The organism is Arthrobacter sp. UC242_113, assembly GCF_044054585.1.
GTDB lineage: Bacteria > Actinomycetota > Actinomycetes > Actinomycetales > Micrococcaceae > Arthrobacter.
The window spans coordinates 1,086,018-1,097,419 of sequence record NZ_CP171968.1 but is presented as its reverse complement, the minus strand read 5'-3'; the positions used below and the strand labels follow the sequence as shown (position 1 = coordinate 1,097,419).

General features: G+C 63.5%; 9 protein-coding genes and 1 pseudogene. 9 read left to right on the top strand and 1 reads right to left on the bottom strand.

Annotation, left to right across the window (positions count from 1 at the left end):
- Positions 1 to 45 precede the first annotated feature (45 nt).
- From ACHMXB_RS04925 to ACHMXB_RS04900, 6 genes are all read left to right on the top strand, one after another.
- Positions 46 to 1,347, top strand: coding sequence for a PucR family transcriptional regulator (locus ACHMXB_RS04925; RefSeq protein WP_395403252.1), 1,302 nt, complete (start codon positions 46 to 48; stop codon positions 1,345 to 1,347).
- A 349-nt stretch (positions 1,348 to 1,696) separates the two neighbouring features.
- A complete protein-coding gene (locus ACHMXB_RS04920) occupies positions 1,697 to 2,566 on the top strand; it encodes a S1C family serine protease (protein ID WP_395403250.1) in 870 nt (289 codons plus the stop codon).
- 66 nt (positions 2,567 to 2,632) lie between these two features.
- On the top strand, positions 2,633 to 3,205 hold the full coding sequence (locus ACHMXB_RS04915) for an HdeD family acid-resistance protein (RefSeq protein WP_395403248.1): 573 nt from the start codon (positions 2,633 to 2,635) through the stop codon (positions 3,203 to 3,205).
- 99 nt (positions 3,206 to 3,304) lie between these two features.
- Positions 3,305 to 3,568, top strand: coding sequence for a UBP-type zinc finger domain-containing protein (locus tag ACHMXB_RS04910; protein WP_395403246.1), 264 nt, complete (start codon positions 3,305 to 3,307; stop codon positions 3,566 to 3,568).
- 24 nt (positions 3,569 to 3,592) lie between these two features.
- A complete protein-coding gene (locus ACHMXB_RS04905) occupies positions 3,593 to 5,329 on the top strand; it encodes an FAD-dependent oxidoreductase (RefSeq protein ID WP_395403244.1) in 1,737 nt (578 codons plus the stop codon).
- Between the two features lie 99 nt (positions 5,330 to 5,428).
- Positions 5,429 to 6,523 carry a hypothetical protein gene (locus ACHMXB_RS04900; protein ID WP_395403242.1) on the top strand — a complete coding sequence of 365 codons (1,095 nt, stop codon included), beginning with the start codon at positions 5,429 to 5,431 and terminating at the stop codon, positions 6,521 to 6,523.
- 270 nt (positions 6,524 to 6,793) lie between these two features.
- On the opposite strand, the gene ACHMXB_RS04895 is transcribed toward ACHMXB_RS04900, so the two are convergent.
- Positions 6,794 to 8,299 (bottom strand): helix-turn-helix domain-containing protein, encoded by a 1,506-nt coding sequence (locus tag ACHMXB_RS04895; protein WP_395403240.1) that lies wholly within the window; start codon positions 8,297 to 8,299, stop codon positions 6,794 to 6,796.
- Between ACHMXB_RS04895 and ACHMXB_RS04890 the strand changes: the two are divergent.
- From ACHMXB_RS04890 to ACHMXB_RS04880, 3 genes and pseudogenes are all read left to right on the top strand, one after another.
- Positions 8,255 to 9,507, top strand: a pseudogene (locus ACHMXB_RS04890) (amidohydrolase family protein). The gene ACHMXB_RS04895 and the pseudogene ACHMXB_RS04890 overlap by 45 nt on opposite strands.
- Positions 9,504 to 10,319 carry a metal-sulfur cluster assembly factor gene (locus ACHMXB_RS04885; RefSeq protein WP_395403238.1) on the top strand — a complete coding sequence of 272 codons (816 nt, stop codon included), beginning with the start codon at positions 9,504 to 9,506 and terminating at the stop codon, positions 10,317 to 10,319. The pseudogene ACHMXB_RS04890 and the gene ACHMXB_RS04885 overlap by 4 nt, the downstream one beginning before the upstream one ends.
- Positions 10,316 to 11,350 carry an NAD(P)-dependent alcohol dehydrogenase gene (locus ACHMXB_RS04880; RefSeq protein ID WP_395403237.1) on the top strand — a complete coding sequence of 345 codons (1,035 nt, stop codon included), beginning with the start codon at positions 10,316 to 10,318 and terminating at the stop codon, positions 11,348 to 11,350. Before ACHMXB_RS04885 ends, ACHMXB_RS04880 begins: the two co-directional genes overlap by 4 nt.
- Positions 11,351 to 11,402 lie beyond the last annotated feature (52 nt).

Genomic DNA, 11,402 nt, shown 5'->3' with positions numbered 1-11,402 from the left:
CCTGGCCCAACTGGGGAAACGGCAGGAGCACACCAGCAGGAGCACATGGCCCTGCTCTCCAATGCCCGTGACATGGACGATCGCCTGCGTATCCTCTCTAAGACGGTACTGCAGCTCGAAACCCGAACGTCGATCCAGAACGCCCTGGATGGCACTCTCACTGCCCCCCTCGGACAAACGACGTCGCGGGAGTCCCTTATCGCGGAAGTGCTGTCGGTTCTGACGGGGCGCCCCGTCTGCACTGAGGACGGGTTCGGCAATATCCGCGCCGCGGCCGGTACCAAATCCGGGCGTCCGTACCCCCGGCCCAGCGCGGCCGACAGGTCGCGGACGGTGCAGCTCTGGCTCGCCTTCGGTTTGCCGGTCAGAGAACCCCGGGGGCTCGTGTCGTTGGTTCTGCCGGACACGGACGTGCTCGGGGCAATGTGCTTGCTCGAGAACGGCAGGCCCTACACGGCCGACGATGTCTTCGCCTTGGAGTATGGGACCAGGCTCTTGCAGGTCGAGTTGTCGCACCGCCGCAGCATTGCCCAGCTGGAACTGAAGCTGGGGCGCGACCTGGTATATGAATTGGTGTCCGGTATGGATGAGGAGACCGCAGTCATGCGTGCCGAGGCATTGGGATACGACATCACGAGTTCGCAGCACGTCATCGTCGCTCAGTGGCAACCGCTTCGAACGGACGATACGGTCGCGGTCGCTCTGCGCAGGACCCTGCGGGAACTCCAGACCCCTGCGCTCGTTTCACGGCGTTCGGAAATAACCCTTGCCGTGGCTACGGGGGATCCGCTTGATACAGAGCTCTTTAATGTTGCGGCAAGGACTCTGCGTAGTGCCACGGGAGCTGTGGGCGTCGGAGGCCCGAGCCGCGATGTCACCCAGCTCCCCCGCTCTTACGCGGAGGCCCTGCGTGCGCTGCACATCCGGGTACATTCCACCGACCCCTATGGGCTCACGCGCTACGACCAGCTGGGGATATACCGCATCCTCGACATGCCCGGCAGCGAAACTGACCTCTCGGACTACGTCGAGGAGTGGCTGGGTGCACTGCAGAGCAACGATGCTCGCCGGGGATCTGACCTGGTGCACACCTTGGCGCAGTACCTGGATCATGGCGGCAACTACGACGACACGGCCAACAGCCTCGCCATTCACCGGAGCACGCTGCGATACCGGCTGAAGTCCATCCGGCAGATCACCGGTTTTAACCTTGCCGACCCCGAGACCCGCCTCAACCTGCACGTTGCCACGCGTGCCTGGCGCCTGCGTCCGCACGGACGGGCCGAGACATTGCACGGCTCACATCAAGCGGGAGACGGAAGCGCACACCAGCTGCCTCGGATTTGACCTGGGGGACTCAAACCCGGGGGGGTTTTTAGACGTCACGGGGCCATGCGGGGGCGATGGCGGCGGAGGAGACTCAAACTGACACGTGTTGCCGTAGACAGCCAGAGAAGGCATCGGGAATCCAATGAGTATGAGCAGACCAGCGGCCGCCGACGGCAAGGCCCCGCTCCGGGGGCCAGCCGGGAGGAGCGTGTGGACCGCCATTCTGGGCGCGGGGTTACTCATGTTCGGGTCAGCCTGCACAGGGTCGCATCCGGCTCCGGCATCACAATCCGCCAGCGCTGGAAGTTCCAGTTCCACAGGGGACCTTTCAGCCGTTCCTGGGATCGTTAGGGAAGTCGAGCCCTCCGTGGTCACGATCCAAACATCAGGAGGCATCGGCAGCGGAGTGGTCTACCGCAGCGACGGCACGATCGTCACGGACGCCCATGTGGTGGAGGACCAGCAAAAGAAGCCGTTCAAGAGCGTCCGGATCCACTTCGCGGACGGATCCCAGGCGTCGGCCACCGTCGTCGGTGTGGACGACCCAACCGATGTGGCAGTGGTGAAGGCTGACCGGGGCAACCTTCCGGCCGCCAGGTTCTCAACGCCGCTTCCCGAAGTCGGGCAGCTGGCGGTTGTTCTTGGTAGTCCGCTGGGGCTGGAACAGACCGTCACGGCAGGCATCGTTTCCGCACTTCACCGTAATATGCCACCGTCCGAGGGATCGCCGCAGGGGCTTATCGACCTTATCCAGACGGACGCGCCCATCTCCCCGGGCAATTCCGGTGGAGCCGTGGTCAACAGCAGCTCGGAGATCATCGGGCTCTCGGAAGCGTATCTGCCGCCCAGCTCGGGGGCCGTGTCCATCGGGTTCGTGACTCCCGCGGCGACCGTGACCGACGTAGCGGACCAGATACTGAAGAACGGGGTGGCCACGCACGCGGTCCTTGGGATTATTCCGACCGACATCTCTCCTGAGGTGGCAAGCCGCTTTGGCCTCCCCACAACGTCGGGCGCGCTGGTCATCGAAGTTGCCCGCGGAGGACCGGCAGCCAAAGCGGGACTGCAACCAGGAGACATCATCACCCAGTTCGACGGGCAGAAGATCGCGAGCGTGACCGACCTCCTGGCCGCCATCCGCAAGAAAGAGCCGGGGCAGCAGTCCGATGTCGAGTTCCAGCGCGGGCAAGACACTAAGTCATCGAAAGTCACTCTGGGGAGCACCGCAAAGGGCTAGAGCCTGCGCAGAAGCCCCGGCCGGCAAGTTTACGAATGAACCATTTCCAGAAACAGAGGTTTGGCTATGTCTGACGCACTGGCACAACAATTGTTTAAGGGATCAGGAAGTGCGCTGATTATCCGGGGCATTGCGGCCGCCCTGTTCGGCATTTTAGTTGTCGTCTGGCCCGGAGTGTCCGTACTCGCACTGGTGATCCTCTTCGGAATGTACGCTGTCTTTGACGGCGCCACGAACATCGTGCACTACGTCACGCGCAAGAGGCGCCGGTCCGCCTGGCAACTGGTAGGCGGCATCATCTCCGTGCTCGCGGGTCTCGTCGCGTTCGTCTGGCCGGGCATCACCGCCCTTTCGCTCACGCTCGTAATCGGTGTGTGGGCGGTTATTCTCGGTATCTCCCAGATGGCTCTCGCCTTCGAAGTCAAAAGGACCGTTGGGCTGTGGTGGCTCTGGCTGATCACAGGCATCGTCACCACACTTTTCGGCCTTTTCCTAGTCATGTTTCCCGGCCCGGGCATCCTGAGTCTCCTGGGTCTGCTCTCGTCCTTCGCAATTCTCTTCGGCATACTTCTGATCGCCTCCGGAGCCGGACTGCGCAGGCTGGGCGAAAGCCCCGATACGAGGCTCTCGATGGGCTAAAGCCTGTCAACGGGGGCAAGGGCCTCCGGGCTTGCGCGAGGGCCTGATCCCCCATCTGCCTGAGCCCGTTTGCACGGCCGGACCGACGTAGGAGCCAACATGATTGCCGGAATTCATGATCCGCATCTGGCGCGGATTCGTCCGGTTCGGGTGCGCACACCGCAAGGCTGCGAGGAATGCCTGTCTTTGGGCACTGCCTGGGTTCATCTGCGGTTGTGTCTCACGTGCGGCCATGTAGGGTGTTGTGACTCCTCACCAATGCGGCACGCCCGGGCTCACGCAACCGAGTTGCATCCAATCGTTCGTTCCCTGGAACCCGGCGAGGATTGGCGCTGGTGCTACCCCCATGAGACATTCGTCTAGGATGCCGGCAGGCGCGTCCAGCTGATGGAACCTGTCGCACGATCTACGCTAACCGAAACGCCGGATGTCTCGGGCGCCTATCCACGGCTCGGCCAAGCCCAGATCGAGTTGTTGGGCCGCGCCGGCACCAGCCGGGCTACCGTGACCGGAGAAGTCCTCATCCAGGAGGGGACGGTTGGGGCAGATTTCTTCGTCATACTGCAGGGCACGGTGGTGGTGGTCGAGGGGCTACACGCCGCCGGGGGTAGACAGCCTGCGGAGCTTGGCCCCGGCACCCGGATCCTGGAAGTTCACGGTCCGGGACGCTTCCTCGGGGAACTGGGCCTGGTCGAGGGGCAACCGGCCTTTGTCAGCACTGTGTCCGCCGAGGCGGGCGAAGTGCTTCAAATCAGCGGGGACGACCTGCGTCGTGCCGTGCTGACGGACGCCGCGGTGGGCGAGACCATCCTGCGAGCATTTCTTCAGCGCCGGATCCTGCTGATCAGCGCGGGCGCGGGCACCCGCATCGTTGGATCCCGCTTCAGCCGTGACACCCTTCGACTCCTGGAATTTGCAGCCGCCAACCGCTTGCCTCACCGCCTGGTTGATCTGGAGGATGATAAGCAGGCGCAGGGCATCCTGGACAGGGCCGGGATACTCGCGGATGAGCTGCCGGTGGTGGTGCTAAACGCCTCGCAGGTCCTCAAGAACCCGTCAAACGCAGACCTGGCCCTTGCCATGGGCCTACGCGCGGTGAAAGAGCACTCGGCTTCGTACGATCTCATGGTGATCGGAGCCGGCCCCGCCGGCCTGGCGGCCGCCGTCTACGCGGCGTCGGACGGGTTGTCGGTCGTCCTTAAGGAGGGCTTCGCGATAGGTGGGCAGGCCGGCACGTCGCCGCGGATCGAGAACTTTCTCGGCTTTCCCGCCGGAATCTCAGGGGGTGAACTCACTGAAAGAGCAATCATTCAGGCCCGCAAGTTCAGAGTCCAGATCAACGTCGCCTGCCGGGCACGCACCATCGAATTGAAAGACGGCGAGATCCGTGCCGAGTTCCACGAGAGCGGCCCTGCCTCCTCACGGGCAGCGCTGCTCGCAACCGGGGTTCGCTACCGCCGGCTGCCAGTCCCCGGGCTGGAGAAATTCGAGGGGATCAGTGTCTTCTACGCCGCTACTGTCCATGAAGCCAGGCTCTGCGGATTACAGCCGGTGGCCGTCGTCGGGGGTGGAAACTCCGCAGCACAGGCCGCCCTTTTCCTGGCCGGAATAGGAGCACCAGTGCGGCTGGTGGTGCGCGGGGCAGACCTCCGCGCGGACATGTCGGGGTACCTCGCGGAACGAATCGAAGAACACCCAGGCATAGAGGTGCTACTGGGGGCCAACATCGTCGGCGTGGACGGTTCAAGCGCCCTTGAACGGATCGTCGTCCAGTTGGCGGCCACAGGCGAACAGCGCATCTTCGACTCCCGTTATCTCTTCATTTTCATCGGGGCCAAGCCGCACACAGAATGGCTGCAGGGTGCGCTCGCCTTGGATGGCCACGGATTTGTTCTCACCGGGGCTGACCTCCAGGACCTTCCTCCTGAGTTCAGCCATCTGGGCCGCAGCCAGCTGCCCTTGGAAACCAGCATCCCGGGGATGTTCGCTGCCGGTGATGTTCGGCATGGGTCGGTGAAACGCGTAACGGCTGCCGCCGGTGAAGGCTCAACAGCCGTGGCAATGATCCACGAGCACCTGCGCCTCCTTCGGGATGGACCGGCCATCGCGCGTCAGGGCAGATGACATTGAAAGTCCAGCAAGACAGTCCCTATCCGCTAAGAAACCGACAAGCCCTGGCATCCAGTTTGCTGGCGACACACACCGAACCATAGGAGGCCTGGCATGCCGAAAATTTCCACCAGTGCACGTACGCTGGGCGTGCTCGCCGAACCGGAGGTCACCGCCGAGTTTGCCGAGCGTAACGGCCGCGAAGTGGGCCATCTGCTTAACCTTGCCGATGAGCGCCACGACTGGTCCGTGATCATCGAGTACCAGGATTTTACGGCTGGCAATGGCTTGGCGCCGATGCTGGACTCCTTGGCAGCACACCGGATCCGCCGAGCATGGGATGTCATGGTGTGCCTAACCGATCTTCCGATTCGTCTCGAAGGCCGCACTGTGGTCGCGGAAGTCGCGCTCGGGGAGTTGATTTCCCTGGTTTCCGTGCCCGCGCTCGGCGCCGTCAACATCGACCGCCGGGTCCGCACTGCCGTCGCCGACCTCGCGTGGGCGATACACCGCCACTTCGATCCGGACGATGACATCAGCGAATTCGGTCCGCCCTCACTGCACCAATCGCGGCGTATCGAAACCGCGGTTATTGACGACGGGCCAATTGGGTTCCGCTACGTCTCGGCAACCCGCCTCGGCCGCGGACGGTTGCTGGCGGGCATGCTGCGGGCGAACCGTCCGTGGCGGCTGGTCTTCGGATTAAGAAGCGCCATGGCCGCCGCGATCGCCACAGGCGCCTTCGCGCTTGTCACGAACACAATCTGGCAACTCGCAGACCTGCTGGGTGCGCCGAGGCTGGCATTGTTGATGGTCCTTTCGATCAGTTCGATGGTGTTCTGGATAATCACCCAACACGACCTGTGGGAAAGTCCCAGGCGCAACGATCCCATCGAACGATACAAGGCTTCCTTATACAACAGCTCTACGGTGTGGTCATTGATCATCGGCGTCCTGATCAGCTACCTCCTGCTGTTGGTGGCCGTGATGCTGGCCGCGGCGTTCACTATCGACGACACGCTGTTGGCGCAGACCCTGCAACATCCCGTGGCTGTTTGGGATTTTGCGGAAGTTGCCTGGATGACGGCATCGGCGGCGCTCATCGGTGGAGCGTTGGGCTCGGGATTCGAGTCAAAGGACGACATTCTTCGGGCGGCGTACGGCCAACGGGAACGTCACCGGCGCCAGTCGGTCGCCGAAGGTGAATAATCCGGCATTTGCCGGAGGCGGCCCAGCTTATCCTCGTTTCGGGGTGCCCCTACGAACATGTGCGCCGGCTTGTGGCCCGGGGCGGCGTTGCTGCCCCGGGCCCTTTCCACCAGCGGGATCATTTTGATGCACTAGTCCTTGGTCGACCGCCTGTGCCTGTGCTGAATGCCCCTGCGCGCGGCTCTCGCTCGAGGTGGGCGCACGGCTAGCCGTTTGCTTGCAGTGGTTTCGCGAAGCTAACCAGGTCCCAAGGAGTCCGTCCGGGACTGCCTACTTCGGGATTGTGATCCCCAGTCTGGCCATGCGGCGGTAGATGGTCGCCCTGCTGATGCCCAATTCAGCTGCCGCCCCGCTTACTGTAGCCCCGTGCTTGGAGAGACAGCGGACGATCTCGTCACGTTCCACCGCCTCGATCCGGCTCAGGTGCAGGCTGCTCCCCCCGCCCAGAAGGTAGGCAGGCAGATGGCTGACGTCGATGGTCTCTGTCTGGGCAGCGGCGGCGTTGATGACGGTGAAAAGCTCGTCTATGTTGTCCGGCCAGCTATGGGCAATCAGTGCTTTTTCTGCGGCAGCAGTGAAGTTGATTTCCCGCAGGCGGGTTTGGCGGGCGGCGTATCTGGCCAAGTGCAGGACATCCTCGCCGCGTTCCCGCAGAGCGGGAACAGAAATCACCGTATCGACCATGCCTGCTAGGGGTTGCGGGATGCCATCGTGCCTCGCAGCTGTAACGGCCCACGCGAGCCTTGGCGCGCTCCCGCTCTGGGAGACGGGAAGGGCCCGAACTGCGCTGCGGGCTTGGGCGTGGAGTTCTTGTGCTGCCCACGCGGGCAACAGGTCTACGTTTTCGACTACGACGGCGGTTGCTGGTTTGCCCAGTTCGGGGGCCCACAAGGACAGCCAGGCGTCGACGTCGCCGGGGGCGGGAGCGGCCGCTGAGATGATACGGCTCCCGGGTTGAATTTGCCGCAAGGCTTGTGCCAGCAGAGTTGCGCGCCCCGAACCCTGCTCGCCTACAGCCGCAACAACCCGTCCGGCCGCCAAGGCCTGTGTCGCATGATCGAGGGCGTTTGTCCAAGCTGACGACATTTTCCGCACTGTTCCGGCTGCTGGCTCGAGTTTGCTTCTCTGGATGCGGAAGACGCCGCCCTTTGGTCCGGGCCTTCCTTTGCGGCCCTGCGACCTTGCGAGCATCAGTGCCGAGGTGTTGCCCGCAGCTGATTCTGCCAACGCCAGGAGCAATTGCGGGGATGAGCGGGACCATGTTGTGATGTTGACGCTCCCTTCCAGCAATCCGCTAACCGGATCGAAGACAGGGACTGCCGCACAGGTGTAAGTCCGGAGGCTGGCACTGTAGTGTTCTTCAGCGCGGACAAGGGTCGGGATGCGGTCCGCCAACGCTAATCCCATGCCGTTGGTCCCGGCCTCCCTTTCGGAGAATGCGAACCCTGGCGCCAGATGGACCTTGTCGAGCGCCCGCAAGAGGGAGGTGTCTCCGCTGAAGCGGTTGAGGAGCAAACCGTTGGCATCGGTAAGCATGAGGCTCAAGGGTTCGTTCGCCAGAGTGCTGTAGAGGCCGGTGAGCACTTCCTGACCGCACTGGAAAAACAGAGACTCAGTCTCTGCGGAGCCAGCCCACGTCGGATCCACTACTTCGGCGGAAACGCCATATTCCTCGCTCCGCTGCCAGGAAGCTTGGAGGCGTATGTCAGGAGTGGCGAGCTGGCCGGCGTAATGGAGCGCCGGGCTGACAATCCCCTCGTCCTTATTCGGCATCATCGCCGTCCTCCTCGTCTCCATACTTCGAGGTTACTTTGTATCGCGATCCCAGCGGGAAGAGAACCGTCTCAAAATGAGACACACGCCACATGTTGGCAGCTGTTCCACCAGCCTAGTCTCGATGACGTGGCGACTACGGCAGTCGCCAGAAGGAGACCAGACATGTACAGCAAAGACGGCGACAACTACTTCATCGTTGACGCCCATATCGCATTGTGGGACGCCCGCCCGGAGAACCAGCGGAATATCCAGGGCAAGCAGTTCATCGATTGCTTCTACGACTACCACCGCAACCTCGGTCCGGACGAGGAGCACTGGTCCTACGAGGAATTCCTTTACCAGGGCGGCGAACGCCTCATGAAGGATCTGTTCGTCGACGGCTACGTGGACCACGCGATCTTTCAGCCGGCCTATCTCGGGGAGTTCTACCAGAACGGGTTCGCGCAGGTGGAGGAGGCGTACGGCCTTGCCGCGGCGCATCCGGACAAGCTCACCTACAACCACTGTTATGACCCGCGCCAAGGCGAGGCCGGCCTTGACCGGCTCCGCGCCGACCACGAGAAGATGAAGTTCAAGGGGGTTAAGCTTACACCGCCGAATGGCGCGGCGAGTCCCGCGGGTACAAGCTCTCTGATCCCTGGTCCTACCGGTATTTCGAGGAGTGCCGCAAGCTTGGCATCAAGAACATCCACATCCACAAGGGTCCTACCGTCCGCCCGCTGGACCGGGACGCTTTCGATGTCGCCGACGTCGACCACGCCGCTTCCGACTTCACCGACCTGAACTTTGTGGTGGAGCACGTCGGCCTGCCCCGGCTCGAGGATTTTTGCTGGATCGCCACCCAGGAACCCAACGTTCATGGCGGCCTGGCGGTCGCGATGCCCTTCATGCACACCCGCCCGCGGTACTTCGCCCAGATCATCGGCGAGCTCATCTATTGGATCGGGGAGGACCGGATCCAGTTCTCCAGTGACTACGCCATCTGGTCACCCCGGTGGCTGATCGAGCGGTTCGTTGACTTCCAGATCCCCGAAGACATGACCGAGTACGCCCCGCTCACCGTGAACCAGAAGAAAAAGATCCTCGGACTCAACGCGGCGAAAATGTACGACATCCCGGTGCCCGCAGAGCTCCAACTCCCGGACGCGGACGAGACAAAGACAGGACCCCGCCAGCCGGAACGCGCGGACCTGGCGGGCGTGGCATGACGGCGGCGTTGACGGAGCGCACCGGCCGGGACGTGGCGGTGACAACAGAGGACGTCCGCCAGGCGCTAGGGGCCGTGCTGGATCCCGAGCTGGACGAGCCCATCACCGATCTGGGCTTCGTCCGTTCCCTCGAGATCACCGGCTCCCTGGCCGGCGCCGTGGTGACCGTGCACCTGCGTCTGCCGACGTCATTCTGCTCGCCGAACTTCGCCTACCTGATGGCGTCCGACAGCAAGGACGTGATCTCGGCGCTGCCCGGGGTGGCGAAGGTGGTGGTCGAGCTCGATGACCACCACGACTCCGACCTCATCAACGCCGGCCTCGCGGCCGACGCAGGATACTGCGGCACCTTCGGCCACGAAGCGGAGGACAGCCTGGAGGAGCTGCGGTGGACGTTCCGCCGCAAAGCGCACACCGCCGCGATGGAGCGCTGCCTCACCGAACTGCTGCGGGCCGATCCCACACTGGCAGAAGAGAGCGTCGGGACGGTGCGGCTTGGTGACCTGCCCGCCGGCCGGACCAAAGACGCTCTAGTACGACGGCGGACGGCGCTTGGGCTGCCGGCGCAACCTTCCGCCGTCGTCCTCGTTGACCATAACAACATCCCCTACCCGCCGGACAAAGTGCCGATGGCGTTGCGGCGGGCGCGTTCCACGCGCATATCCATTGACGGGAACGCCCATTTCTGCCGCGGCCTGCTGCGAACCCGCTACGCCGGCTCGGGCGCGGACCAGACCGACCGGCCGGACGGGGCGGAACCGGCAGATCACCACAACCTTCTTTCCCTCACAGTCAAGGAGAACACCCGATGAATACGATGCGGGCCGTCCAGGTGGTCGGCTACCACGAAGGCCTGAAAATGACCGAGGCACCCATCCCGGAGGTGGCCGGGCCGCTGGACGTCGTAGTCAAAATTGGCGGAGCCGGTGTCTGCCGCACCGACCTGCACATCCTGGAGGGCCAGTGGGCCGAGAAGTCTCAGGTTGAGCTGCCATACACGATCGGGCACGAGAACGCGGGCTGGGTGCACGCCACCGGAAGCGCCGTCACCAACGTTGAGGAAGGCGACAAAGTCATCCTGCACCCCCTCATCACGTGCGGCCTGTGCCGGGCCTGCCGTTCCGGGGACGACGTGCACTGCGAGCAGAGCAAGTTCCCTGGTATCGACACCCACGGCGGATACGCCGAATACCTGCTGACATCCGCCCGCTCCGTGGTAAAAATCGACGACTCCCTGGAACCCGCCGACGTCGCGGCCCTGGCCGATGCCGGCCTTACCGCCTATCACGCGGCCGCAAAGGCGGCTAAGAGGCTGACCGCAAGGGACACATGCGTTGTCATCGGCGCCGGAGGGCTGGGCCACATCGGAATCCAAGTCCTCACAGCGCTAACACCGGCCCGCATCATCGTTGTAGACCGAAACCCTGCCGCCTTGGAGCTGGCCAAGAAGATCGGAGCACACGAGGGCGTCCTGGCTGACGGGTCACAGGTCGAGCAGGTCTTTGCCCTCACCGGCGGTCATGGGGCGGAGGCCCTCATCGACTTCGTTGGCGAAGGTGGCGCGACCGCCCAAGGCCTTGCCATGTTGCGCAAGGCCGGGGACTACTATGTGGTGGGCTACGGCGAGAACATCGACGTCCCTACCATCGACATCGTCTCAGCCGAGATCAACATCATCGGCAACCTCGTCGGCTCCTACAACGACCTTCAGGACCTGATGGCCTTGGCGGCGCGGGGTGCCGTCACCCTTCATACCCAGAAATACGCCCTCGACGACTTCCAACAGGCGATCAGCGACCTCAACGCGGGCAAAGTGCGCGGCCGGGCCATCCTGGTGCCCTGACGAACATCCGGAGGCGTTCGTCGCTGGGGCATGCTATTTCGCCGCAGGAGGA